Source organism: Nonomuraea sp. NPDC052116, from assembly GCF_040680035.1.
In the GTDB taxonomy this organism is placed as follows: domain Bacteria; phylum Actinomycetota; class Actinomycetes; order Streptosporangiales; family Streptosporangiaceae; genus Nonomuraea; species Nonomuraea angiospora_A.
The window spans coordinates 89,904-114,520 of the sequence record NZ_JBFAWA010000045.1 but is presented as its reverse complement, the minus strand read 5'-3'; the positions used below and the strand labels follow the sequence as shown (position 1 = coordinate 114,520).

Genomic DNA, 24,617 nt, shown 5'->3' with positions numbered 1-24,617 from the left:
GTTCGCGATGATCATGGCCTTGCGGGTGAACCCCTCGATGCCCGAGCCCGGCATCTGGAACGTGGTGACGACGTCGACCCGGGTACGGCCGACGGAGGTCACGCACAGGGCGGAAACGGCGAACGTGGCCGCGTTGAAGACGAGCAGGGGGACGGCGCCGAAGACCTGGACGGCGAGCCCGCCGACGGTGGCGGACAGCAGCATCCCGGCCTGGGTGGCCATCTCGTAGCGGCCGTTGAACCGGCGCAGGACAGTGCCACCGGGGACCCGCTCCTTGATCAGCGCCGCGCTCGCCGGTACGAAGATCGCGCTGACCAGGGCGAGCGCGAAGTTCGCGACGTAGATGCCGGCCTCGGCCGCGCCGCCCGCCGCCAGCCACAGCGGCAGGCCGAGGGCCACGATCGCGCTCACCGTGTCACAGGCGATCCACAGGACGCGGCGATCCAGGCGGTCCGCGAGCCGTCCCAGGTACGGGGACAGGACGGCCTGCGGCAGCGCGACGGCGATGAACAACCAGCCCACGGCCATCATGGTCTGCTGCTCCCTGGCCAGCAGCAGCGCCCCGGTGATGAGCTGGACGTTGTTGCCGAGCGCGGTGGTGAAGGCCGCGGCGATGAGCAGCCGCATGGTCGTGCGATGAGGGATCTGAACGGGCATGCGCACAGTCTCCGCATTATCACTGACATCAAACGTCAGTGATATTGCTCTTCCGGAGCGATGCGGGTGTGCTCCACGCGACCCGACGCGGTGTCCGTCTGCCTGATACGTTCCCGTAGGCAACTTGTATAGCTGCTTGACACCGTGGCCGCCCAGGCCTGTTACTGGGCCTATCCGCATCAAGAGGGATATCCAAGGTGCCAAGATGAGCGCAAAAGGCAAGGCGGCCGGAGTCGCCGGTTTACTCGCTGTGGCACTTCTTTCGATGGCCGTACGACCTCTCGCAAGTCATGCCGACATCATCACTCTCGAAAAGGCTGACCAACCTCGGATGAAGCGGCCGGTTCTTGGTCGGATAAAAGCGTCGGCGCGGCGCGACGGCATCACCCTCGCCCAGGCGATCGACAGGTACGCGGCCAGGAACCCGCGCATGACCGCGGACACGCCGGACGGCCCCGTGACGTATCCCGACATCCTCATCGACGATCTGCCGTTGGTGGAGCTCATCGACCTGCGACTCGCCGCCAAGAGCCTGGGCATGTCCTACGAGCAGGCCATCGACCGATACGCCTGGCAGCCCCGACTCAACGAGATCGGCGAGCGACTCCTTCTGACCCACCCCGGAGAGCTCTCCGGGATCGCCCTCGTGGAGGGTGCCACGAAGGTCCGCATCGGGTTCAAGAACGAGGTGCCCGACGAAGCCGTGACACTGGCCAGGACGCTGCCGGTCGAGGTCGAACTCCAAGGCCGTAAGGGATTCTCGGAATCAGAGCTGGTAGAGGTCATGGAAGAAGCCCATGATTCGCTGCGCGCACGGCCGGAAATACGCCAGGTTCAGGGCCGCTATGACATGGACACAGGTCGCATAACCCTCGGCGTGCGTTTCAACGAGGAAACCAGGAAAAACATGGTGGCCGATCTCCGGCTGCCCCCGCCGGCCAATCCAGCCATCACCATAAAGCTCGAATCAGGCATCGGCGCACAAATGATTCCGGAGGACAGATACCTGCGGGGCGGCGGCCATCTCAAACGGCCTGGCGATTCCCGCTCCGGCTGCACCTCGGGGTTCAACCTGGTCTCCGTCACCAGCGTGACCGTTCGAGTCGCCGCGTCCGCCCGCCACTGTGCGTTGAGCACACTCATCTACAGCAATCACTCCGTCCAAGGTGACTCGACGACCATCTCCCGCGCAGCGGTCGCCGCGAACTACGACCTCGCCCGGCTCACGTCCGGCAGCATGATCACCACTCGGACGTTCTACTCCGACTGGCAGAGCAGCCGGTATGTCGACAGCGTGGGGACGAGCCCCTTCCGCGGACAGCTCATCTGCAAGTTCGGAATCAGCACCGGGGCAGGCTGCAGCACCGTCAAATCGATCAACGAGTTCATCGACGACCCCGACGGGCGGCCCGTCAGAGGGCTGGTCGTGATGGCGACGCGTATCACCGAACGTGGCGACAGCGGCGGGCCATGGTATTACGGGGGCACGGCCTGGGGATTCCACCAAGGCACCTACAGCCCCAACCGCCTGGAGCCCAAGACCTCGGCTTTCACCCCTGCGTATCTCGTGCCCACCGCCCTTGGCGCGCAGTGGAAGATCTATCGACGATGACGGGATCGGCATCGCTCAGGATCCGGGTGGTGCTCGCGGGCGTGGCTTTCGCCGCCACCGCGTGCGACGCCGGCGACACCGTTCAGGTCATCGGCACCGATCCGGTGATCGTCGTCCATGACTTCTCGTCCGGCATGCAGATGCAAGTGGAGGCCACGCTGGCCTACGATCCGCGGAGCAAATGCCTGAGACTGGATTTCCGTAGCGGTCCCAGCATGCTGCCGGTGTGGCCGAGGAGCACCCGCCCGCTGATCCATGGCGGGAAACGCGGCGTGCAGGCCCCTACCGCGGGACGCATGGTCGAGGGTGACACGATCATCGCCGGAGGCGGATCGGCCGACTGGGCATCGAATCGGCCCGGAGGCGTCAAACTACCGCCCGATTGTCTCCCTGCGGAGCGGGACTTCAACGCCTTCGTCATCAACGCGGACGACCCGATCAGCGTTTCTTCACGGTGAAGCCGCGACGAGGCGGTTCAGGGGTGTGGTGGGCAGGGCGATCCAGCCCTCCGTGGTCGCCGCGCTCGCCTGCTCCCCCGTCGGTACGGTGACCAGGCCCAGGGCTGCGGCGCGGGCGGCGAGGGACGACACGACGGCGTCCGTGACGTGGTCGGAGGCTCGGCAGAGGGGCTCGTGTTCGCCCAGGTCCAGCCATGGCGCCTCCTCCTGGAGCCGGTCCACGAGGTGGCCCAGCTCGGCGAGGTTGGCGGTGCGCTTGTAGCCGCGGTGCGGCAGGCCCCACTGCTTCAGGCAGGCTGCGGGGTAGACCTCCACGACGGCCCCGGCGCCGCTCCGGTCGACCGGACGGCCCCTTCGTGCGAGCTCGGCCAGGAGGGCGGCGCAGCGCATGGTGGCGTGCGCGATGCGGTCGGCCGACACGCTCAGCGGGGTCAGGCCGGTCTGCTGGTGTACGACCTGGTCGGTGACCCGCAGCGCCAGGTCGCGCCGCCAGGCCCGGCCTGCCAGGCCCGGCGGCACCTGGACGTGACCGGTGCGGTGGGCGGTGACGAAGTCGACGAACCGGTCAGGCCAGCCGAGTGGGCAGTCGATCCCCGCCTTGTCCGCGGCCATGACCGCCTCGACGATCAGGGCGTCGTCCGCCCCGGCCACCACCCTGACGAGCCGCGCGCGTCCGGGCGACCAGTCGAGCCAGGCCACCGCGGTTCGCACCGCCTCCGCGGCGAGATCGACGCCGACCGTCACCATCCCCGGGCTCAGTCCTCTCTGAGCGTGGGGAGGCCGGCGAGGAGTGCCTTGAGGGCGCGGACGAGGGTGGGGATGAAGTCGGGGCAGGTCGCGGCGATGTCGGGGTCCTGGGCGTAGAGTTCGGCGAGCACCGGCGAGGGGTTCGCGACGGGGTAGAGGACGCTGGCCAGGGCGGTGGCGGCGGCGACCAGCTCCATTCCCTCGCCGGCCGTCAAGCCGGTCACTCGGGCGACCTGCTCGCCCAGGTCGGCGATGACGGCATGGATGGCGCGTTTGAACGTGCGGGCCGCCTCGACGGAGACGTTGTGCTCCAGGGTCGTCGCGGTCTGGCTGAGGAGGTCGCACAGGAGCGGCCGGTCCGCGATCGTCTCCGCGAGCGCCGACGCGACCCCACCCGACGCAACCCTGCCCAATGCGACCCCGCCCGACGCGGCCCCACCCGACGCGACCCCGCCCGGTGTGGCTTCGAGGCGGGCGGTTACGGCCGCTGCCCACTGGTCCCACTCGTCGGCGGCCAGGATCAGGTAGATCTCCTCGCGAGTCCCGAAATAGCGCATGATGTTGGACTTCGCCAGCCCGACGGCCTCCGCGACCGCCCCCAGGCTGACGTTCCGAACCCCGGAGGCCATGGCGAGATCGCGGGCGGCCGCGAGGATCTCCTCGCGCCGCTGCTGCTTGTGCTCCGGCCGCCTGGCCCGGACGAATGCCCGCTTCATGTCGCGCTCCAGCATAGGTGACCAGACTTTAGAGGACGACGTTCTCTTGTTAAGGAAACACCGTTCTGTTAGCGTCGGCATCCTACGGAGGGGAGAAACGTGTGACAGAGCTACGAATGCGGGTGAACGGCGTCACCCGGACCCTCGACATCGAGCCCTGGGTCAGCCTGCTCGACGCGTTGCGCGACCACCTCGGGCTGACCGGCCCGAAGAAGGGCTGCGACCAGGGTGCGTGCGGCGCGTGCACGGTTCTCGCGGACGGGGTGCGGATCAACGCCTGCCTGGCCCTGGCCGTGCAGTACGCGGACAAGGAGATCACCACGATCGAGGGGATCGCGAAGGGCGAGGACGGCACGCACCCGATGCAGGAGGCGTTCGTGCGCCATGACGGGTTCCAGTGCGGTTACTGCACCTCGGGCCAGATCTGCTCGGCCGTCGCCATGCTGACCGAGCACGCCGCCGGCATGCCCAGTGCCGTCACCCCCACGACGGATCGCATCGAGCTGACCGATGACGAGATCAGGGAGCGCATGAGCGGGAATCTGTGCCGGTGCGGCGCCTACAACGGCATCCTCGACGCCATCAAGGACGTCGCCGCGCAGGAGGCGCCATGAAGCCGTTCGCGTACGTGAAGCCGCTCGACATCGACGAGGCCCTGCAGGCCGCCGGCCCCTCCGTCAAGTTCCTGGGCGGAGGGACGAATCTGGTCGACCTCATGCGAGAGGGCATCGAACATCCCGAAACGCTGGTCGACCTCACCGGCCTGCCGCTCGACGAGGTGGACGAGCTGCCCGGCGGCGGCCTGCGGATCGGCGCGCTGGTACGCAACAGCGCGCTCGCCGCCGACCGCCGCGTCCGCGCCCGCTACCCGGTCCTGTCGCAGGCCGTGCTCGCCGGCGCCTCCCCCCAGCTGCGCAACATGGCCACCGTCGGCGGCAACCTGCTGCAACGTACCCGCTGCAACTACTTCTACGACCAGGCGCACGCCTGCAACAAGCGCGAGCCGGGCAGCGGCTGCGACGCGCTCGGCGGGTTCACCCGCGGGCACGCGGTCCTGGGCGTGAGCGAGAGCTGCATCGCCACGCATCCGTCCGACATGTGCGTGGCGCTGGCCGCCCTGGACGCCACGGTCGAGGTGCGGAGCGTGCGCGGCACGCGGCGGATCCCCCTGGCGGACTTCCACCTGCTGCCGGGCGACACGCCGCAGGTCGAGAACGCGCTGGCCGAAGACGAGCTGATCACGGCGGTCGAGCTGCCGCCCGCGCCGGTCGCGGCCAACTCCCGTTACCGCAAGGTGCGGGACCGGGCGTCGTACGCGTTCGCCCTGGTCTCGGTGGCGGCGGCGCTGGAGGTGCGGGACGGGACCGTGACGGCGGTCCGTCTGGCGCTGGGCGGCGTCGCGACCAAGCCGTGGCGGGCCCACGAAGCGGAACGGGTCCTGGTCGGCGGCCCGGCGACCGAGGAGGCGTTCGGCCGCGCGGCCGACGCCGAGCTGGCGCCCGCGACGGTCCAGCCGGGCAACGCGTTCAAGGTGGACCTGGCCAGGGCCACGATCGTGGCGACGCTGAGGGAGCTGGCATGAGCATCAAGACGTTGAGGGACCCGGCATGAGCATCGAGACGTTGAGGGAGCCGGCATGAGCATCAAGTACGTCGGCCGCCCCGTCGACCGGCTCGACGGCCGGGACAAGACCACCGGACGGGCCCGTTTCGCGGCGGAGCACGACTATCCGGACCTCGCCCACGCCGCCCTCGTGCACTCCACGATCGCCCGGGGCCGCATCACCGCCGTCGACGCGGACGCGGCCCGCGCGGCGAAGGGCGTGATCGAGGTCCTCACCCACGAGAACGCCCCCGCCATGAAGCCCCCGCCCTCCCGGAGCCTGCTGAACCTCAGCACGATGGTCATCGGGACGTCGGTCAACTACCTGGCCACGGACGAGGTGCACTGGAACGGCCAGCCCGTGGCGGTCGTGGTGGCCGAGTCGCCCGAGGCCGCGCGGCACGCGGCGGGCCTGGTGCGGATCACGTACGAGGAGCTGCCCGCCGTGGTGGACTTCGCGGCCGAGGAGCCGAACGCCACCCCGCAGAAGGGCAACGCGCTGATGCCGGCGGCGGCGGACAAGGGGGACGCGGAGGCGGCGCTGGCGGCCGCAGCGGTCTCGGTGGACCTGCGCTTCACCACGCCGCCGCACAACCACAACGCGATCGAGCCGCACGCGACGACCGCCGTGTGGGACGGCGACCGCCTGACCCTGCACGAGAGCACGCAGAGCATCACGTGGCTGCGCAGCCATGTCGCGCAGCGGTTCGGCGTTCCCGAGCAGAACATCCACGTGCTGTCCCCTTACGTGGGCGGCGGGTTCGGCGGCAAGGGCTCGGTGTGGGCGGGCACGCTGCTCGCCGTGCTGGCCGCCCGGGCCACCAAGCGCCCGGTACGGCTGGCGCTCACCCGGGCGGGCGTCTACCACACGGTCGGCGGCCGGACCCCGAGCACCCAGCGGGTCGCGCTGGGCGCGGACTCCGGCGGGAAGCTGACCGCGCTGATCCACACCAGCGTCGCCAGGACGGCCCGGGTCGGCGGCGGCGGCGAGCAGATCACCTCGGCCTCCCGGCACCTGTACGACTCCCCGAACATCCGCCTGCGCCAGAGCCTCGTCCAGCTCGACCTGATCTCCAACACGTTCATGCGGGCCCCGGGCGAGTCCATCGGCACCTATGCCCTGGAATCGGCCATGGACGAGCTGGCCTGCGAGCTGGGCATGGATCCGATCGAGCTGCGGATGCTCAACGAGCCGGCGCGTAACCCGATGGACGGCAAGCGGTTCGCGCACCGGATGTTGCGCGAGGCGTACGAGGTGGGGGCGGAGCGGTTCGGGTGGCGTGAGCGCGATCCGCGGCCCGGCTCGATGCGCGACGGGCGGTGGCTGGTCGGCATGGGGGTGGCGTCGGCGTACCACCCGGCGTTCCAGCTCCCGGCGAGCGTCACCGTGCGGCTGGGCGCGGACGGCGGGGTCGTGGTGCGGTGCGGCCTGCACGAGATCGGCGTGGGCGCGGCGACCGTGCAGGCGCAGATCGCCGCGGACGAGCTGGGGGTGCCGCTGGAGTCGGTACGCGTCGAGATCGGCGACTCCGAGCTCCCCGCGGGCCCGATGGCGGGCGGTTCCGGGCAGACGGCGAGCGCGGCGGCCAGCGTGCTGGAGGCCTGCCGCAAGCTGCGGCGTTCCGCGCTCGACCTGGCGCGCAAGTCGCCGGACTCCCCGCTGCGCGGCGTGCGCGATCCGCAGGCCCGCGACGGCGGCCTCTACCAGGGGTCCAGAGGCGAGACGTACGCGGCGATCCTGGCCCGGGCGGGCCGCGACCACCTGGAGGCCGCGGCCGGGGGCGGCATGCTGAGGTTCATGGCGAAGACCGTGCGCGACCGCCGCCGGTGGGTGAAGGCCGCGAGCGGGGCGCACTTCTGCGAGGTGCGGGTGGACCGCGACACGGGCGAGGTACGGGTCTCGCGCTGGACGGGCGTGTTCGACGTCGGCACCGTGATCAACGAGAAGACGGTGGCCAGCCAGCTGCGCGGGGGCATCGTGATGGGCATCGGCCTGGCGCTGTCGGAGGAGGCGCTGGTCGATCCGCGCAGCGGGCGGATCGTCAACGCGAGCCTGGCCGACTACCACGTGCCCGTGCACGCCGACGTCCCGCGCATCGACGTGCACTGCCTGGACGAGCCGGACCCGACGATGCCGCTGGGGCTGGTCGGGGTGGGCGAGGTCGGCATCACGGGCGTGGGCGCGGCCGTGGCGAACGCCGTGCGCCACGCCACCGGCAAACGCGTCACCGACCTGCCGATCACGCTCGACAAGCTGCTCCCGCTGTGAGCTTGCGTCGTCTCCTCGGTGGGAAGGCACCGGTGGAACCACGTGATCGAGACTGAGGAGACGACCATGTCACGTCCGCCTGTCCCGCCGTTCACCGAGGAGACCGCGCGCGTCAAAGTGCAGGCCGCCGAGGACGCCTGGAACACCTGCGACCCCGACCGCGTCGCGCTCGCGTACACGGAGGACTCGGTGTGGCGCAACCGCGACGAGTTCGTGACCGGCCGCGACGCGATCAGGGACTTCCTGCGCCGCAAATGGGAACGGGAGCTGGACTACTCCCTGCGCAAGGAGCTGTGGGGCGTGCTGGGCGACCGCATCGCGGTCCGGTTCCAGTACGAGTGCCGCGACGCCTCCGGGCAGTGGTGGCGCAGCTACGGCAACGAGCAGTGGGAGTTCGACGAGTCGGGGCTGATGCGGCGCAGGGAGGCGAGCATCAACGACGTGCGCATCGAGGAGAGCGAGCGCCGCATCTTCGGGCCGCGCGGCGACGACGAGCAAGGCGTGGACGTGCTGCCGCTCAGATGAGGTAGCGCAGCCACAGGTACGGCACCGACAGCGTGACGGTCACGAGCGTGACGACCAGCCCGTACTTGGTGAACTGCCAGAAGCTGATCGGGGTGCCGTTGCGGGCGGCGATGCCGATGACGACGACGTTGGCCGCCGCCCCGACGGCCGTGGCGTTCCCGCCCAGGTCGGCCCCGATGGCCAGCGCCCACCACAGCACCTGGGCGGGGCCGTTGCCCCCGTTGGCCTGGACGAGGTCGGCCACGATGGGGCTCATGGTGGCGACGTACGGGATGTTGTCCACGACGGCGGACAACCCGGCCGAGACCCACAGCAGCAGCATCGTGGTCAGGCCGAGCCGGCCGCCGGTGACCTCGGAGGCGGCCTTCGAGATCTGGCCGATCACCCCGGTCTCCACCAGCGCCCCCACCATGACGAACAGCCCCGCGAAGAACACCAGCGTCGGCCACTCGACCTCGCGGATGGCCTCCTCGGCCGTCACCCTGGTGGCCGCCACCAGCACCCCCGCGCCCAGCAGCGCCACGACCGACGGCGCGTAGTGCAGCACGGGATGCAGCACGAACGCGGCCAGCACCAGGGCCAGCACGGCGAGTGACTGCCACAGGAGCTTGCGGTCGGCGATGGCCTCCCGCTCGTTCAGCGACATGATCTCCGCGACCCGCTCGGGGTCGTAGCTGAACGACGCCCTGAACAACCACCGGCACAGCCCGACGAACACCACCACCAGCACGACGATCAGCGGCGCCAGGTGCGCGAGGAAGTCGTTGAACGTCAGGCCGCCGCGGCTGGCGATGATGATGTTCGGCGGGTCGCCGACCAGCGTGGACGCGCCGCCGATGTTGGACGCCATGGCCTCGGCGATCAGGTACGGCGCCACCGGCAGCGCCAGCCGCTCGCACACCAGGAACGTCACGGGGGCGATCAGCAGCACGGTGGTGACGTTGTCCAGCAGCGCGGAGGCGGAGGCGGTGATCACGATCAGCAGCGCCATGAGCCGGAACGGCTGCCCGCGGGCCCGCTTGGCCGACCAGATCGCCAAATATTCGAATATCCCGGTCTGTTTCAGGACACCGACGATGACCATCATGCCGAGCAGCAGGAAGATCACGTTCCAGTCGATCCCGGTGTGCTCGTCGAAGAACGCCGCGCTCCCGTCGGTGGCGTGGATCAGCAGCATGACCCCCGCCCCGCCGAGCGCCGCCGCGACCCGGTGCACCTTCTCGGTGGCGATCAGCGTGTACGCGAAGAGGAAGGCGGCCACCGCCACCCAGGCGGTGGCGGTCATGGCGACTCGATGAGCATGAGGGGCGACCTCCGGGAACGACGGCACGATCGCCGACCAGACTTCCCGGCACACCCATCAGGAACATATCAAAATGCGTCAAAGCCGCACTATGCGACCGCACCGTAGGAGGGCTTGCCGGCCCACTCGTACGTGACGTACACGACGCCGGCGTCGGTGGCGGTCGATCCGGTGAGCTTCAGCCCGGCCGGAGCGGTCCCCTCGGCGAAGAGCCGCTTGCCCTCGCCGAGGATGACGGGGAAGACCAGCAGGCGGTACTCGTCGATCAGCTCGGCCCGCTGCAGCGTGCGGAGGAGGTCGCTGCTGCCCTGGACGAGGATCTCGCCATCGGTGCTCTTCTTGAGCTCGGCCACGGTCTCGGCCGCCTCACCCACCAGCACCTGCGTGTTGCGCCACTCGGCCGTCATCGGCGTCCTCGTGGTGACGTACTTCGGCATGCCGTTGATCTTGGCGCCGCCCTCCTCGTCGGGCACGTCGGGCCAGTACGACGAGAGGATGTCGTACGACCGGCGGCCCAGGAGCATGCCGTCCGCCCGTTCGAGCTGCTCGCCCATGATGCGGCCGAACCCCTCGTCCACGTACGGCGGCAGCCAGCCGCCGTGCGGGAAGTCGTTGGAGTCGTCCTCGCCGGGCCCGCCGGGGCCCTGCATGATGCCGTCAAGGGACAGGAAGGTCGAAACCACCAGCTTGCTCGCCATTGTCGCCACTCCATCTCGCCGTGTGGGCCTTGCGGGCCCTGCCGTCTTTCTGTGGCTTCAGCCTGGCGAACAGCGTTTAAGGATTCCTTACGGCTTCCCTAAGGCCTACGCGGCGTCGCGGTGGTGGCCGTGGTACGGCGGGGCGAGATCGGCGCCGCGCGGCCCCGACAGCGTGGCGCGCAGGTCCGCCATCTGGATGGTACGGCTGATGTCGGTGGGGGTCAGCAGGCCGATCAGCCGCCCGGCCGGGTCGAGCACGACCGCGCGCCCGTCGGCGCTCCCCTCCATCCTGGCCAGCAGGTCGGTCAGCGGCTCGTCGGGCCGGGCCCGCGGCACCTCCGCCGGCGGGCAGGCGATGTCGGCGAGCCGGGTCGTGTCCCGGTGCTCCGGCTCGACCCGGCGGATCCGGTTGAGCGTCACCAGGCCGGCGAAGGTCCCGTCCGGGGTGACCAGCGGATACGTGGACAGCCGGTGCCGCATCACGACCCGGTCGATGAGGCCGGACACGGTCTCGTCCGGCGAGGCGACCACGGGGTGCCCCGACATCGCGTCCGCGACGCGGACCCCGTGCAGCGCGGTGCCGAGCCGGGTCTGCTGCTCCTCGGCGCTGGCGGCGTTCACCAGGAAGAGGCCGATCAGCGCCAGCCACAGCCCGTCGAAGCTGCGCCCGGTGACCACCTGCAGGAAGCCGATCGCGATGAGCACATATCCGAACCAGCGCCCGGCCCGGGCCGCGGCGATCGCCGCCCGCGCCCGGTCGTGCCACCGCGCCCACAGGATCGCCCGCAGCACCCGCCCGCCGTCCAGCGGGGCGGCCGGGACCAGGTTGAAGATGGCGAGGAGCGCGTTCACCCCGGCCAGGTAGGCGAACATGCCGCCCAGCAGCGCCGCCCCGGAGACCAAGAAGGCGATCGCCCCGAACACCACGCCGGCCAGCAGGCTCGTCGCGGGCCCCACCACGGCGATCTTCAGATCCGCGCCCGGCGACCGGGGCTCGCCGCGTAGCTCCGCGACCCCGCCCAGCAGCCAGAGCGTGATCCGCGACACCTCGACGCCCTCGTGCCGGGCCATGAGCGCGTGCGCCAGCTCGTGCGCGAGCAGCGAGGCCATGAACAGCACCGCCGCCGCCAGCCCGGCCAGCACGTACGCGGCCCGCGGGTAGCCGGGGAAGACCGCGGGGAACCGTCCGAAGCCCAGCCCGAACACCAGGATCGCGACGATCACCAGCACGCTGATGTTGAGCCCCACCCGCACGCCCCCGATGCGGCCCAGAGGGATGGATGAACGCATCTCGCCTCCCCTGCGGCTTGATTTGTTCGCTCAAAGGCACCCTGCCCGCAAAAGCGCAGCTCAAGCGCTGTTCAGGAAGTGCCGAGCAGCCCCGCCAGCTCGGCGAACGCGGTGGCCGCGGGGAGCGGGTCGGCCGGGAGGGCCAGCAGGATGGTGCGCTCGGAGGCCGGTTCGAGAGGGACGGCGTGGACGCCCGGGTGGTGGGCGGGCAGCGACAGCTCGGGGACGACGGTCACGCCGAGCCCCTCGGCGACCATGGCGAGGATGCTGCCGGTGTCGCGGACGCGGTAGTGGCAGCGCAGGCTCGTCCCCGCCGCCCGAGCCAGGGCCGTGATCAGCGGCTCGCAGCCGCCCGTCGACATGATGAACGGGTGCCTGGCCAGCTCGGCGACCGGCACGGAAGCACGTTCGGCCAGCGCGTGACCGCTGGGCAGGACGGCCAGCATCCGGTCGGTGGCCAGCGGGCGCGTGACCAGCCCCGCCACGTCGGCGGGCACGGCGCCGGCCGTGAGGGTGCCGACGTCGGCGGCGCCGGTCCTGAGCCAGTCGAGCACCTCCCCGTCCGACCCCTCGATCACGGTGAGCCGCACGCGCGGGTGCGACTCACCGTAAAGCCGCAGGATCCGCGGCAGCAGGCGCGCGTTGGCGCTGGGGATGACGCCCACGCGCAGGCTGCCGGTGTCCGCCCCGCGCGCCGCGGCCACCTCCTGCTCCAGCGCTTCGAGCTGGGTGAGGATGAGCGTGGCACGGCGGTGGACGGCCCGCCCGGCGCCGGTCAGGCTCACCCCGTGGCTCCCCCTGACGAGCAGGGAGAGGCCGAGCTCGCTCTCCAGGCCGCGCAGGGCGTGGCTGACCGCGGACTGCGTGGTGTTCAGCTCCTCGGCGGCGCGGGTCATGTTGCCGGTGCGCGCGACCGCCAGCAGGATCCTGAGCTGCGTGAACGTCATAGCGCCGCGCCCAGCAACCCCACGACCAGCGGGTGCGGCCGTCCGGGCAGCGATCTCGTCTGCGGCACGAAGAGCGTGGCCAGGTAGAACGGGTGGCCGGGCAGCTCCAGCACCCGGGCCTCGCCGCTGTCGTCCACGCCCGTCACGCGCAGGCCGCCCTCGTGCAGGGCGCTCTGGTGGGCCGGGTTGAGGCCGAAATTGCAGTAGTACTGCTCCTTCACCTCGCTCTCCCCGTACAGGGCCGCCACCGTGGAGCCTGGCGTGAGCGTGACCGGCATGGTCCGGCCCGCGAGGGAGCAGGTCAGCTCGGAAATGAACAGGTTGGACGCGTACGGGTCGTACTCGGCGTGCTGCGCGTCCTCGAACCCGAGCACGTGGCGGGCGTACTCGATCACCATGTGCTGGCTGCCACCGCATGTCCCCAGGGTGGGCACGCCGTGCTCGCGACCGTGCCGGAGCGCGGCCAGCGCGCCGCGCAGGCTGCGGTACGGGCTCCCAGGGGCGCACCACAGCACGTCGGCGGCCCGCACGCCGGACAGATCCGATTCGAGCGGCTCGGTGGCCAGCCAGCGGGCCTCGACCGTGATTCCCAGGTGATCGGCGGCGTGGCCCAGCGCGTCGTCGGTGGCCACGTGCGGGACGAACGTCTTGTCGCGGTCCCCGACGACCGCGACCTTCAGCGAGGACTTCATGCGCCCACTATGCGGGGGCCAAGGTATGAACACCAATACTGAGCTGCGCGAACATCATGAGTGAACACTCATGAACGGCAGCATGACCTCCACGCGCGTCCCGGCCCCGGGCTCACCGCCGACCACGCAGATCCCACCCAGCTCAGCCGCCCGCTCGCGCATCGAGCCGAGCCCCACGCCCGCACGATGCTCCTCGGGCATCCCCTTGCCGTCGTCGGCGATCAGCACGCGCAGCACCGACCGCTCCCGCTGCAGGACGATCCGGCAGCTGGACGCCTGGGCGTGCCGCCGGACGTTGGTGAGCGCCTCCTGGATGATCCGGTAGACCGCCACCTCGACGGCCGCGGGCAGCTCCGACAGCTCGCCCTGCACCTCGACCTCCGCCGGCGGCGCCGACTGCCCGGCCAGGTCGCCGATCGCGCGGACCAGGCCCAGGTCGTCGAGGGCGGGCGGGCGCAGGCCGTACACGAGCTCGCGGATGTCCCCCGTGACCGCGCCCATGCCCGTGTGCAGCTCCCGTAGCAGCTCGTCGGCGGCCTCCGGGGACTTCTTGAGGCTGAGCCTGGCCATGTTGATGGTCATCGCCATGGCCGAGAGCGTCTGGCCGAGCCCGTCGTGCAGGTCGCGGCGCAGGCGGCGGCGCTCCTCCTCCCTCGTCGTCAGGATGCGCTCCCTGGAACGTTGCAGGTCCGCCGCCATCCGCACCGCGTGGGCCACGTCCGCGGCGTACGGGGTGAGCGTGGCCAGCACCCGCTCGTTGTGCGCGGCGGGGAAGCGGCGCGGGCCCGGCGGGCCGACGAGCAGGCGGCCGACCCGCTCCCCGTGCCAGACCAGCGGCACCTCGCGGGGAATCGGGCCCACCCGGCCGTTCTCCACGTAGCGGGGCTCGCCGTCGGCCACCTCCACGGCGACGCCCTCGACCGCCAGGCCGTCGCGCAGCACGCTCACCACCGAGGTCAGCGCCTTGGCCGGGTCGCCGCGCCGGACCGCCTGGGTCAGGCGCTCGGCCAGCACGCCGGGGTCGCCGACGGCGCCGTACAGGAGCCGGTCCACGGCCTGCTGCAGCGCCCGCCGCAGCGGCTGGAAGAAGGCGCCCGCGAACAGCGCGGCGGCGATCCCGGCCACCTGGCCGTACCCGGAGACGAGCAGGCCGGACAGCGCGCCCGCGCCGAAGTAGACGGCGCTGACCACGGCCACCACGCCGGCGGCCACGAACGCCCGGCTGATCACCGTGTCGATGCCGTAGAGCCGGTACCGCATCACCGAGAACGCCATCGCGACCGGGATGATCGCCGCCCAGCCGAACGCGATCCACGTGAGCGCGGGCACGAACGCGGCCACGACCAGGAACACGATGTAGCCGGCGAACGCCAGCAGCGGCCAGCCGATCTGCCGCCTGGTGACGGAGTCCGCGTGCCGCAACCGCACCGTCAGCGACAGCGCCGACAGCGCCATGGCGACGTAGATGCCCGTCCAGGCGATCGCCGAGACCGTCGGCGCGTACGGGGCCAGCGCGGGGATCTGCAGCGGGTTCGGGATGACCTGGGGGTACGGGTACGCCTCGACGGGCCCCGGCACGCGGAACACGGCGCGCAGGAAGTCGGCCGTGATGGAGGCCACGCCCAGCGCCAGGGCCAGGCGCCAGCGCGGCGAGGGCAGGCGGCCGTCGGGCGAGTACAGCGGCAGCACCATCGTGAGCGTCACGCCGCACACCGCCCAGCCGAGTTGGCCCGGCAGCCGCAGGTAGCCCGCGAGGACGAGGTCGCCGCCGGCGGCGGCGTGGAACATCATCGCCTGCGCGAAGTCGCTGACGGCGGCGGCCAGGCCGCCCGCGCACATCAGCCACGCCAGGTTGAGGCGGGGCCGGTGGAAGATGAGGAACGCGCCGACGGCGGGGAACGTCAGCGCGGCGGCCGTCTGCGGGGACACCGTCCGCTCGGGCGTCCACGCCTCGGGCAGTCCGGCCCAGATCAGCAGCGCGACCACGGTGAGGGTCGGCGACACCACCGCCATGGTCACGGAGGCGACTCTCACCCCCCGTGCCGGCTTCTCGTCATCGGCGACCTCGGCGAATCCCCCAGCCATCCCGCGCTCCGCCTCTCCGATCCCCGGCACGCCTCCCGTAGAAGAGGATTATGACCCCTTAATCGGGATGAATCCGTACGGCGTTTCCGGGACGTTATCCGCGGGGCCCTGCCCTGACCCGCGATCGCCGCTGAGCCAGGGCAGGGAGCATCGGTGCTACCCGACGGTAACCGTGGCCTTGGCGGCGACCGTCGTGCCCGCCACCTGACCGTTCACCGTGAACGTGCCGGGCTGGGCGTACTTGTCAGGGCTGATCGCCTCCCAGGTGACCTCGACGGAGCCGTCCTTCGACCCGTCGTTGTACGTCGCCACGACGGTCCCGGGCAGCGAGGGAGCGACCCCGGCCCGGGTGGCGACGGCCTCCTCGGCGATCGAGGTGATCGTCACCGCCGAGGTCGTGCGGACGTACACGGTGGCCTGGGCGGGCTGGCGCACGCCCTCGGCCAGGCCGACGACCGTGAAGCTGGTGCCGCCGGTCTTGACCTGGTCGGGCGTCACCTGCTGCCAGGTGACGGCGGCCGAGCTGCGGGTGCCGTCCGCGTAGAGGGTCTCCACGGTGGCGGGCAGCTTCGGCAGCGTGCCGGCCAGGGTGGGGACGTGCACGGGGCGCACGGAGTCCGGCGGGACCTCGTACACCTTGGCCTCCAGCAGGCCGACCGACGCCCCGCCGGCCTCGAGCTGGACGCGCAGCTTCGAGGTCGTCACGGTGTCGAACGCGACCGTGTTGTAGGCGTCCGCCGCCTTCGGGTAGGAGGCGGCGCCGGTGACGTCCTCGAAGGAGTCGCCGTCCCAGTACTGGATCTTCCACGAGGCGGGGACGCGCACGCCGCCGCCGTCGTCGAAGAAGTACACGTCGCTCTTGTTGACCCGCACCGCCGACGGCCATTCGAGCTGCACCCACTGCGTGCCCTGCTGCGGCCAGGTGCCCCAGCGCGGGTTGGCGCCGTCGTTGGAGCGCGGCGGGTCGATGCCGTCGTTGATCGCGGTGACCTTCTCCCACGGCGAGGTGTAGGAGGCCGTGGGCGTGGCCTTGGGCGCCACGTTCACCTGCGCGGCCTGCGGCGTCGCGGTCACCGTCACGGTCGTGGAGCTGCTCTTCTCCCCGTCCGTGGCCGTGAGCTTCAGCCGGTACGCGCCCGCCTCCGAGAACGAGACCACCGTGTCGGTGCCCGTCGGGTTGGTGAAGAACGCCTCGCCGGGCCCGTCGACCTTGGCCCACTGGGTCGTGAGCCTGCCCGACGGCAACGCGTCGTCCTTGACCACCGCGTCGAACCTGGCCTGGCCCGGGCGGCTGAACGTGGGGTCGGGCACGACCACCACGGACGGCGCCTTGTTGGCGACCGGGCCGGCGCCGGCGCCCGTCAGGTACGCCTGCACCTCCTTCAGCCCCGTCGCGTAACCGGGCTGGTGCGTGACCAGCACCCGCAGCTTCTGCGTCGTGACCGCCGGGAAGCGGACCACGTTGAGGTTGGCCCGCGGGTGGGCCGGTTTCCTGGCCTGGCCCGGCACGTCCTTCCAGGTGTCGCCGTCCTGGTACTGCACCGTGTAGAAGGCAGGCTCGCGGTAGCCGGCCGCCTTGCGGTCGTTGGAGAAGTACAGCTTGACCTGGTCGACCTTCTGGGCCGAGCCGAGGTCCGCCGCCAGCCAGTCCTGAGCGTTTCCGGAGCCCTTGCTGCCCCAGTACGGCTCGTTGATCGTGAAGCCGTCCACCGCGCCGGCCGGGTCGCCGTGGGAGGCGGTGGCGGACTTGACCAGGTTCGGGCGGGTGGAGCGCAGGTCCACGCCGGCCTTCTGGAACAGGTCCTCGACGCGGTCGCCCGTCAGCTCGACCTGGGCGGGGGCCTTCATCGAGGCGGCCTTCTCGGCGTACACGACCTGACCGCCCTCGACCTTGCCCGTGGCCGGGTCCCAGACGGCGTGCGCCAGCCCCGACAGGGTGACCTTGCGCTTGCCGTCGATCAGGATCGAGTACCCCTCGGGCATCCCGGCATAGTGCTTGGTGCCGTCGCCCGGCTTGTCCCAGACGATGGTCAGGTCACGGCCCCGGTAGTTGACGCCGTTGACGCTGAAGTGGTCCCAGCCGATGTCCACCGGCCAGAGCTCGACCTTGCCGTCCGAACGCGGGCGCAGGCCCATGACGTCCTCGATGACGGTCCAGTTGCTGCTGCCCAGGATCGTGTGGTGGATCCAGGAGCGGTAGCCGATGGACTTGGTGCTCTGGTTCCAGTCGGCCCAGAACTCGTTGGCGTCGGGGTAGCGGGTGTCGCCGCCGACGTACTGCGACCAGGCGTTCCAGTACAGGAGCTGCTTGTACTGGTCGGCGGTGATGTACGGCGAGGCGTACTGCCGCAGCGCCTTGGAGAACAGCGCGAAGTTCCGGGTGGAGTTGATCTGCGAGAAGTTGTTGGAGCCGGGGTTACCGGCGGCCGCGGCCTCCGCCTTGTCCTTCTGGTTGGCGGTGTACGCCGGGAAGATCGGATATTCCGCCGGGTCCGTCCACAGGCGCAGCGCCTCCCGGTACTTCGGGTCGTCCGTCGGCACGAGCCCGGTGGCGTACGGGATGTAGTTGTTGGACTCCTTCCACGGGATCAGGTTGCCCGTCTGGAGGTCGCGGTGCTTGAACAGCTTGTTCTGCTCGTCCCAGAGCAGCGTGAGGATGCCGTTCTTGACCTTGTCGGCCACCCCGCGCATCTCGGTCGCCTTGGCCGTGTCGCCGGTCAGCTCGTACGCCTGCGCCGCCGCCATCGCGTTGGCGTACACGTACGCGCCTTCGAGCCGCTCGTTCGCCCGCCCGTAGTAGTGGAACGACACCGCGTCGGCGTCGTTGCCGGTCATGTACTCCCGGTCGTACTCGATGACCCCGTTCTTGTTGGAGTCGTAGGCGTTGAGCTGCCCGTACACGTCCTTCTCGGCGTAGCGGGCCAGGTTGCGCAGGATCGACGGCTGGCCGCCGTGGATCTGGTAGCTCTCCAGGGCCGAGGCCGAGATGTACTGCGTGTAGCTGTTCGACCAGTTCTCGGGGTCGCCCGGGTTGTCGGTGTACTTGGAGTTGCGCGAGACCTCGCCCGCCGACACCCACGGCCCGTACGAGTAGATCGGGTCCCGCAGGTACTTCAGGTCCTGCACGAACATCGGCACGGTCAGCACGATCGCGTTGTTGTAGCCCAGCGCGCCCTCGACCGACGTGGGGAACTGGAAGTCGTTCCCGGGGATGTCGGCGTCGAGGAAGTTGAAGCGCATGAGCCACCAGCGGTAGTACACGAACTTCTTGATGTTCTCGTCGGGCACGTCGATGTAGGGCAGGTTCTCGGCCCACCAGGCGTTGTAGTCCTGGAGCTGGCGCCGCAGCGCGTCCTGTGGCGAGCGGCCCTTGTAGCCGTCGTACTCGGCCCGCGACCCGGGCAGCTCGTCGGTGACGAAGCCCATCTGCACCTTGGTCCGCACGGTCTTGCCCGGCTCGACCGTCAGCGAGCCCTTGAGCGTGCCGTCGGAGACCTTCAGCCCGTCACCGCTGAGCCGGGGGAAGATCGTGGTCAGCTTGTTCTTGGCCCAGACGGTCCCGGTCAGCTCGCGGTCGCCGTCGGGCGTCCTGGTGTACGGCGAGGTCACGGTGATCGGCACGGAGCGCGCCGCGGACCCGGTGTTGGTGATCTCCAGCGTCGTCACGGCCACGTTCTCGTGGGTGATGAACTTCTTCACCCCGACCGACAGGCCGTCACCTGTGTACTGCCCGGTCCAGTGGCTGGGCATCTGCAGGCGCTTGGAGACGTCCTCGGCGAGCTGGGTGCCCAGCGAGACCTCGTACGCGCCGCGGTTGTCGATGCTCTCCCAATACGCCACGAACCCACCAAAGCCGATGACCGAGGGATCGTGCTCCTTCATGAACAGCGCCCGCCCGCGCGTCATCAACCACGGGCCCGCCGGATCGTCGCCGGGACGGGCCAGCATGCGGTCGATCCAGTACGAGTCGCCGCCCTTCTCCTTCTTGTAGATCTCCTCCATCATCTTGCGGGGGTGGTACGCCACGGGTTCGGCGGGCACCGGGTCTGCGCCCGTGAACACCGGCATCCCCAGGTCGTCCTGGGCGGCGTACGAAGGTGACGCGGCAAGCGAAGCTGTGAGCGTTAACACAGCTAAGCACACCAACGGTTTACGCACTTGCCTCTCCTAGATCGGTAGCCAGACACGCATGGTCGCGGGGCCGCGGTTGCCCCACCGGTGGTAGGGCACGAGCCGGAGCCTGACGTCGGCGCCACCCGCCTGCCCGTCGGAGGCGGGCGCGTACGGCCAGCCGTTGCCGGCGCCGGCGCCCAGCGACGCCTCCACCTCCAGCTCCACCACGCCGTCCGCCTCGTGGTGCTCCACGGGCGGCTGGACCCGCGCGGTCAGGTCGCCCAGCGCCGGCTCGTCGGCCACCGACTCGGCGCAGTAGACCAGCGGCCCCCGCTCCACCGCCGCGCTCCCCCGCAGCGCGTCGATCCGCCGATCGGGCATCGTCCACCTGGGCGCCATCGGCAGCTCCAGCCGGATCTCGTCACCGGCCCGCCACGGCCCCTCGACGTAGGCGTAACCGGGATCCACCGGGCGTACCGCCGGGCTCTCCGCCAGCGGCGCCTCCGGCGAGGACGCCGGGACGTGGGCGAGCGTGGCGTCCGTGGCCCAGGCGGGGACGCGCAGCCCGATCCGGCCCTCGCCGCCCTCCAGCACCCGCACGCTCACCGAGCCGGTCCACGGGTAGCCGGTCTCCACGCGTACCGCCAGGCCGTCGTGCCGGATCTCCGACGGCGTGTGGTGGTGGATCTGGATCCCGTCCGCGGTGGTCGTGGCCACGTACGCGGCCAGCGAGGCCATCGTGCGGGCGATGTTGTTCGGGCAGCAGGACACGTCGAACCAGGGCGAGCGCAGCCCGCCCTCCGCGGCGTGGTTGACCCCCTCCAGCGGCACCGCCGGCACCCGCACCTGCAGCGGGTTGGCATAGAAGAACGACTTGCCGTCCAGCGCCACCCCCGTGGCGAGCATGTTGTACAGGGTGCGCTCGGCGAGGTCGGCGTACCGGGCGTCGCCCGTGGCCAGCAGCAGCCGGTGCGCCAGCATGACGGAGGCGATGCTCGCGCAGGTCTCGTTGTAGGCCCGGTCCGGCGGCAGCTCGTAGTCCTCGCCGTACGACTCGTCGGCATGCCTCGAGCCCATGCCGCCGGTCAGGTGGGTACGCCGGGCCACCGTGCGCTCCCACTGGGACTCGATCGCCTTCAGCAGCTCCTGGTCGCCGGTCTCGACCGCCACGTCCACCACGCCGGAGGCGAGATAGAGCGCGCGCACCGCGTGCCCGCGGAACACCTGGGCCTGCCTGACCGGAATGTCGTCCTGGTAGTAGATACGGCCGAAGGGGATGTCGGCGAGCGCGGGCAGGCCGCGGCGCTCGACGAAGCGGCGCGCCATCTCCAGGTAGCGCTCGGTGCCGGTCACGCGGTAGAGCTCGACGAGGGCCATCTCGATCACCGGGTGGCCGCAGGTCTGGGTGCCCTCCATGAAGCGGCGGCACACGTGGTCGGCGGCCTTGATCACGACCTGGGTGAGCTGGTCCTCGCCGTGCATGCGCAGGCGGGCGACCCCGGCCTGGATCAGGTGCCCGTAGCAGTAGAGCTCGTGGCCCCACTCGAAGTCGGTGTAGCGGCTGCCGGACCAGCGGGTGTTGAGGTAGCCGTCGCCCTCCTGGGCCTGGGCCACGGTCTCGGCCAGCTCGGGCAGCGCCGGGTGGTCGGCCCAGGCCATGGCCTCCAGCAGCTTGTAGATCTCGGAGTCGCTGAACTCCCGCCCCCGGCGGGGCCGCTCGCCCCGGAAGTTGCCGATCCAGCCTTCTCGCTCTTCCCATTCCTGGCAGTGGGCGATCGTGACCTCGCGGTTGAGCGCGGCCCGGTCGCCCCAGAAGCCGGGGAGCAGCCGTACCGCGTCGAGGCCGAGGGGGGACAGGGCGCCCGATGAGGGCAGGACAGGGTTAGCCACGCAGAGCTCCTGACATGAATCCGCGCACGTAGTGGCGCTGCAGCACGATGAAGAGGATGAGACAGGGGAAGGCCATGACCATGACGCCGGCCTGGAGCATGCCGTAGTCGATGGCGCCGAACGTCTGCTGCGTCATGCTGACCACGGCCACCGGCAGGGTGAACGACGCGCCGTCGTTGAGCAGGATGAGCGGCGCGAAGAAGTCGTTCCACGACGCCAGGAAGGCGAACAGGCCCACCGTGATCAGCGCGGGCCGCACGGCGTGCAGCAGGATCCTGGCGAACGCCCTGAACGTGCCGCAGCCGTCCACCAGCGCGGCCTCCTCCAGCTCGCGCGGCAGCGCCTCGAACGCGTTGCGCATCATGAACAGCGCGAACGGCAGCTGGAACATGACGAACACCAGCGAGAGCCCGACCAGGGAGTTCTGCAGGCCGAGGTAGCCGAGCAGCACGTAGAGCGGGATCAGGATCGTCGCGTACGGCACCATGAGGATCGCCAGCGTGGCCAGGAACAGCAGGTTCTTGCCGGGGAAGTCGAAGCGGGCGAAGCCGTAACCGCCGAGCGCGGAGACGACCAGCGTGCCCGCCACCGTCATCACCGAGACGAGCACGCTGTTGGTCGCGTACGTGCCGATCCCCTCGCCGAAGCGGGCCATCTCCAGGTAGTTGCCCGGCTCCTCAAACGAGGCGTAACCGCTCCACACCAGGGGGAACAGGAAGAGCACCGCCAGGGCGGACAGCGTGAGGTAACGGCTCATCGCAGCCTCCGCATCATCAGCGTGTTGAGCCCGACGAGGGCGACCAGCAGGACGACCGAGAGCGCCGCCGCGCCGCCGAGGTCGAAGCGGAAGAACGCGTCGCGGTAGACGACCATGACCATCGAGACCGTGCTGTTGTCGGGGCCGCCGTTGGTGAAGACGAAGAACTGGTCGAAGGCCAGCAGCGAGCCGGTGACGCTGAGGATCAGCATCAGCGCCAGCGTCGGGCGCAGCAGCGGGAGCGTGATCTTGGTGAAGATCTGCCAGCGGTTCGCGCCGTCGCTCCTCGCGGCCTCGTACACCTCGGTCGGGATGGCCTGCAGGCCCGTCAGCAGGATGAGCATGTTGAACCCGGCGAAGCGCCACAGCACCAGGGTGATCGTGGAGAACAGCGCCATGTTCGGCGTACCGATCCACTTGACCGGCTCGCTGGTGATGTGCAGCGTCTGGAGCAGGGGGTCGATGGGGCCGAAGTCGTTGTTCAGCATCCCGTAGAAGAGCAGACCGGCGGCGGCGAAGCCCACGGCGCCGGGCAGGAAGAACGCGGTCCTGAAGAAGCCGATGCCCGGCTTGCGGTCCTGCACCAGCATGGCGAGACCGAGCGCCACGGCCGACAGCAGGACGGTGGTGATGGCCGTGTACTTGAGCGTGAAGAGGATCGCGTCGATGAAGAGCGGGTTGTCGCCGATCTTGAGGTAGTTGTCGGGGGCGTTGAACGTGGCCTGACCGAGCAGGGGCCAGCGGTTCAGTGACATCCAGACGACCAGCACGAGCGGCGCGATGAAGAGCACGCCCACGATGACGGCCGTCGGAGCCGTGTACAGCCAGCCCTGTACCTTCCTGCTCCGCCACCGGGCGGAAGGCGCGGAGTGCGCCGCCCGCCGCCCGGTTCGGTTCATCGTCAGAGTCATTGTTGAAGTGACTTCGTGATCTCGGCGTTGAGCTGCGGGAGCTTCGAGGCGTCACCGAACACGGCCTCGCGCGCATAGCGCAGCCACGGACCCTGCGGGTCGTTGAAGGTCTGGCCGAAGCGCAGCGCGTACGGCGTCTGGCCCTTGGCCACCAGCGAGTTGATCAGCACCACACGCGGGTCCTCCGCGGAGTACTTGTTGCTGGCCAGGTCGGTACGCGCGAGCACGTCCTTGTTCTTGGCCATGACCTCGACCTGGGCGTCGTCGGAGACCGTCCAGGACAGGAAGTCCCAGGCCGCGTCGGGGTTCTTGGACGTGGCGGAGATGCCGACGGAGTCGCCGCCCACGAACGTGGACTCGCCGCCGTCGGGGCCGGCGATCGGGGCGACGCCGATCTTCATGTCCTTGGGCATGAGACCGAGCGTGGTGGAGGGCATCGGCATGACGCCGATCTCGCCCTTGGGGAAGAAACCGGTCCAGGTCGGGCCCTGCTCCTCCTTGGCGGTCGGCCCGGTGACCTTCTTGTCGTACAGGTCGCGCCAGATCTTGAACACGTCGGTCATCGCGGCCTGGTCGTTGAGCGACTGGGTGCCCTCGGCGTTCATGACCTGGCCGCCGCCGGCCCAGACGGAGGGCCAGAACGTGAAGACGTAACAGCCGCCGCAGTTGCCGCCGAAGAAGGTGCCGTGGACCTTGCCGTCCTTGCCGAGCTTCTCCTGGATCGTGGTCGCCTGCTGGGCGAACTCCTTCAGCGACTTCGGCCCCTGCTCCGGGTCGAGCCCGGCCTTCTGGTAGAGGTCCTTGTTCCAGAACCAGACCGACAGGTCGAGCGTGTGCGGGAGCGTGTACATCTTCCCGTCGAGCGTGCCGAGCTTCATGTGAGAGGGGGCCAGGCCGTCCTTGAACGGCAGCTTCGCGACCCTGTCCGTGATGTCCATGAACAGACCCTGAGAGGTGTAGTTCGGGACGAAGATGACGTCGGCCGCGAACACGTCGGGGAGCTGCTTGGCACCGGCCGCCGCGGCGATGCGCGGCTGGTAGTTGTCGGTCGGGATGACGGTGAGCTTGACCTGAATGTTCTTGTGACTGCTGTTGTAGGCCTTGACCAGCCGCTCGCTCTGCGTCTGGGTGGCCGCACGGGTCCACATGGTGATCGTCACGGGACTCTCCGCCGACGGCGTGCTGCCCCCACCACCACCACCACCGCCGCCGCTGCCGCAGGCCGCCGCTGTGAGCGCTAACACACCGAGGAGGGAGATCCCGGCCAGCCTTCGTCTCATGTTGTGCTCCTGGACTTAAAGGTTTTCGGAAACGTAGAAGAAACAAGAGTCCATGTCAATGGGTG

General features: G+C 70.2%; 20 protein-coding genes. 6 read left to right on the top strand and 14 right to left on the bottom strand.

Annotated elements, in window-relative coordinates; translation table 11 throughout:
- Positions 1-657: MFS transporter (locus tag AB0L65_RS54085; protein ID WP_364263895.1), on the bottom strand; the 657-nt coding region annotated here is incomplete at its 3' end.
- 205 nt (positions 658-862) lie between these two features.
- On the opposite strand from AB0L65_RS54085, the gene AB0L65_RS54080 reads away from it, so the two are divergent.
- Positions 863-2,269: a hypothetical protein gene (locus tag AB0L65_RS54080; RefSeq protein ID WP_364263892.1), complete on the top strand. Its 1,407-nt coding sequence runs from the start codon at positions 863-865 to the stop codon at positions 2,267-2,269.
- Positions 2,266-2,727: a hypothetical protein gene (locus AB0L65_RS54075; protein WP_364263889.1), complete on the top strand. Its 462-nt coding sequence runs from the start codon at positions 2,266-2,268 to the stop codon at positions 2,725-2,727. The genes AB0L65_RS54080 and AB0L65_RS54075 overlap by 4 nt, the downstream gene beginning before the upstream one ends.
- On the opposite strand, the gene AB0L65_RS54070 is transcribed toward AB0L65_RS54075, so the two are convergent.
- On the bottom strand, positions 2,719-3,474 hold the full coding sequence (locus AB0L65_RS54070) for a DUF429 domain-containing protein (RefSeq protein WP_364263886.1): 756 nt from the start codon (positions 3,472-3,474) through the stop codon (positions 2,719-2,721). The genes AB0L65_RS54075 and AB0L65_RS54070 overlap by 9 nt on opposite strands.
- A gap of 8 nt (positions 3,475-3,482) precedes the next feature.
- On the bottom strand, positions 3,483-4,190 hold the full coding sequence (locus AB0L65_RS54065) for a TetR family transcriptional regulator (protein ID WP_364263883.1): 708 nt from the start codon (positions 4,188-4,190) through the stop codon (positions 3,483-3,485).
- A gap of 116 nt (positions 4,191-4,306) precedes the next feature.
- On the opposite strand from AB0L65_RS54065, the gene AB0L65_RS54060 reads away from it, so the two are divergent.
- From AB0L65_RS54060 to AB0L65_RS54045, 4 genes are all read left to right on the top strand, one after another.
- Complete coding sequence (locus AB0L65_RS54060) at positions 4,307-4,804, top strand: 2Fe-2S iron-sulfur cluster-binding protein (protein ID WP_364263898.1); 498 nt, start codon at positions 4,307-4,309, stop codon at positions 4,802-4,804.
- Positions 4,801-5,772 (top strand): xanthine dehydrogenase family protein subunit M, encoded by a 972-nt coding sequence (locus AB0L65_RS54055; RefSeq protein ID WP_364263880.1) that lies wholly within the window; start codon positions 4,801-4,803, stop codon positions 5,770-5,772. The genes AB0L65_RS54060 and AB0L65_RS54055 overlap by 4 nt, the downstream gene beginning before the upstream one ends.
- Before the next feature lie 54 nt (positions 5,773-5,826).
- Positions 5,827-8,061, top strand: a complete 2,235-nt coding sequence (locus AB0L65_RS54050; RefSeq protein WP_364263877.1) for a xanthine dehydrogenase family protein molybdopterin-binding subunit — start codon at positions 5,827-5,829, stop codon at positions 8,059-8,061.
- Between the two features lie 66 nt (positions 8,062-8,127).
- Positions 8,128-8,586, top strand: coding sequence for a nuclear transport factor 2 family protein (locus AB0L65_RS54045; protein WP_363970295.1), 459 nt, complete (start codon positions 8,128-8,130; stop codon positions 8,584-8,586).
- On the opposite strand, the gene AB0L65_RS54040 is transcribed toward AB0L65_RS54045, so the two are convergent.
- The 11 genes from AB0L65_RS54040 to AB0L65_RS53990 form a co-directional block, all read right to left on the bottom strand.
- Positions 8,579-9,871 (bottom strand): ArsB/NhaD family transporter, encoded by a 1,293-nt coding sequence (locus AB0L65_RS54040; RefSeq protein WP_364263874.1) that lies wholly within the window; start codon positions 9,869-9,871, stop codon positions 8,579-8,581. The genes AB0L65_RS54045 and AB0L65_RS54040 overlap by 8 nt on opposite strands.
- Positions 9,872-9,978: 107 nt before the next feature.
- Positions 9,979-10,587, bottom strand: coding sequence for a dihydrofolate reductase family protein (locus AB0L65_RS54035; protein ID WP_364263871.1), 609 nt, complete (start codon positions 10,585-10,587; stop codon positions 9,979-9,981).
- Positions 10,588-10,692: 105 nt separating this feature from the next.
- On the bottom strand, positions 10,693-11,877 hold the full coding sequence (locus AB0L65_RS54030) for a site-2 protease family protein (protein WP_364263868.1): 1,185 nt from the start codon (positions 11,875-11,877) through the stop codon (positions 10,693-10,695).
- Positions 11,878-11,948: 71 nt separating this feature from the next.
- A complete protein-coding gene (locus AB0L65_RS54025) occupies positions 11,949-12,824 on the bottom strand; it encodes a LysR substrate-binding domain-containing protein (RefSeq protein WP_364263865.1) in 876 nt (291 codons plus the stop codon).
- The gene (locus AB0L65_RS54020; protein WP_364263862.1) at positions 12,821-13,516 is read right to left on the bottom strand and encodes a hypothetical protein; all 696 of its coding nucleotides are present in this window, start codon (positions 13,514-13,516) and stop codon (positions 12,821-12,823) included. The genes AB0L65_RS54025 and AB0L65_RS54020 overlap by 4 nt, the downstream gene beginning before the upstream one ends.
- Positions 13,517-13,570: 54 nt before the next feature.
- Positions 13,571-15,601, bottom strand: a complete 2,031-nt coding sequence (locus AB0L65_RS54015; protein ID WP_364263859.1) for a sensor histidine kinase — start codon at positions 15,599-15,601, stop codon at positions 13,571-13,573.
- A 156-nt stretch (positions 15,602-15,757) separates the two neighbouring features.
- Complete coding sequence (locus AB0L65_RS54010; RefSeq protein WP_364263856.1) at positions 15,758-19,669, bottom strand: Ig-like domain-containing protein; 3,912 nt, start codon at positions 19,667-19,669, stop codon at positions 15,758-15,760.
- 99 nt (positions 19,670-19,768) lie between these two features.
- The gene (locus AB0L65_RS54005) at positions 19,769-21,604 is read right to left on the bottom strand and encodes a beta-L-arabinofuranosidase domain-containing protein (RefSeq protein WP_364263853.1); all 1,836 of its coding nucleotides are present in this window, start codon (positions 21,602-21,604) and stop codon (positions 19,769-19,771) included.
- Positions 21,597-22,361, bottom strand: coding sequence for a carbohydrate ABC transporter permease (locus tag AB0L65_RS54000; RefSeq protein ID WP_364263850.1), 765 nt, complete (start codon positions 22,359-22,361; stop codon positions 21,597-21,599). Before AB0L65_RS54000 ends, AB0L65_RS54005 begins: the two co-directional genes overlap by 8 nt.
- Positions 22,358-23,260 carry a sugar ABC transporter permease gene (locus AB0L65_RS53995; RefSeq protein WP_357732290.1) on the bottom strand — a complete coding sequence of 301 codons (903 nt, stop codon included), beginning with the start codon at positions 23,258-23,260 and terminating at the stop codon, positions 22,358-22,360. Before AB0L65_RS53995 ends, AB0L65_RS54000 begins: the two co-directional genes overlap by 4 nt.
- Before the next feature lie 8 nt (positions 23,261-23,268).
- Positions 23,269-24,552 (bottom strand): sugar ABC transporter substrate-binding protein, encoded by a 1,284-nt coding sequence (locus AB0L65_RS53990; RefSeq protein ID WP_364263847.1) that lies wholly within the window; start codon positions 24,550-24,552, stop codon positions 23,269-23,271.
- Positions 24,553-24,617 lie beyond the last annotated feature (65 nt).

Coding starts and splice junctions, on each gene's coding strand:
- AB0L65_RS54080 (WP_364263892.1), top strand. CDS start 863: ATGAGCGCAAAAGGCAAGGCGGCCGGAGTCGCCGGTTTACTCGCTGTG.
- AB0L65_RS54075 (WP_364263889.1), top strand. CDS start 2,266: ATGACGGGATCGGCATCGCTCAGGATCCGGGTGGTGCTCGCGGGCGTG.
- AB0L65_RS54070 (WP_364263886.1), bottom strand. CDS start 3,474: ATGGTGACGGTCGGCGTCGATCTCGCCGCGGAGGCGGTGCGAACCGCG.
- AB0L65_RS54065 (WP_364263883.1), bottom strand. CDS start 4,190: ATGAAGCGGGCATTCGTCCGGGCCAGGCGGCCGGAGCACAAGCAGCAG.
- AB0L65_RS54060 (WP_364263898.1), top strand. CDS start 4,307: ATGCGGGTGAACGGCGTCACCCGGACCCTCGACATCGAGCCCTGGGTC.
- AB0L65_RS54055 (WP_364263880.1), top strand. CDS start 4,801: ATGAAGCCGTTCGCGTACGTGAAGCCGCTCGACATCGACGAGGCCCTG.
- AB0L65_RS54050 (WP_364263877.1), top strand. CDS start 5,827: ATGAGCATCAAGTACGTCGGCCGCCCCGTCGACCGGCTCGACGGCCGG.
- AB0L65_RS54045 (WP_363970295.1), top strand. CDS start 8,128: ATGTCACGTCCGCCTGTCCCGCCGTTCACCGAGGAGACCGCGCGCGTC.
- AB0L65_RS54040 (WP_364263874.1), bottom strand. CDS start 9,871: ATGACCGCCACCGCCTGGGTGGCGGTGGCCGCCTTCCTCTTCGCGTAC.
- AB0L65_RS54035 (WP_364263871.1), bottom strand. CDS start 10,587: ATGGCGAGCAAGCTGGTGGTTTCGACCTTCCTGTCCCTTGACGGCATC.
- AB0L65_RS54030 (WP_364263868.1), bottom strand. CDS start 11,877: ATGCGTTCATCCATCCCTCTGGGCCGCATCGGGGGCGTGCGGGTGGGG.
- AB0L65_RS54025 (WP_364263865.1), bottom strand. CDS start 12,824: ATGACGTTCACGCAGCTCAGGATCCTGCTGGCGGTCGCGCGCACCGGC.
- AB0L65_RS54020 (WP_364263862.1), bottom strand. CDS start 13,516: ATGAAGTCCTCGCTGAAGGTCGCGGTCGTCGGGGACCGCGACAAGACG.
- AB0L65_RS54015 (WP_364263859.1), bottom strand. CDS start 15,601: ATGGCTGGGGGATTCGCCGAGGTCGCCGATGACGAGAAGCCGGCACGG.
- AB0L65_RS54010 (WP_364263856.1), bottom strand. CDS start 19,669: ATGCCGGTGTTCACGGGCGCAGACCCGGTGCCCGCCGAACCCGTGGCG.
- AB0L65_RS54000 (WP_364263850.1), bottom strand. CDS start 22,361: ATGAGCCGTTACCTCACGCTGTCCGCCCTGGCGGTGCTCTTCCTGTTC.
- AB0L65_RS53995 (WP_357732290.1), bottom strand. CDS start 23,260: ATGAACCGAACCGGGCGGCGGGCGGCGCACTCCGCGCCTTCCGCCCGG.
- AB0L65_RS53990 (WP_364263847.1), bottom strand. CDS start 24,552: ATGAGACGAAGGCTGGCCGGGATCTCCCTCCTCGGTGTGTTAGCGCTC.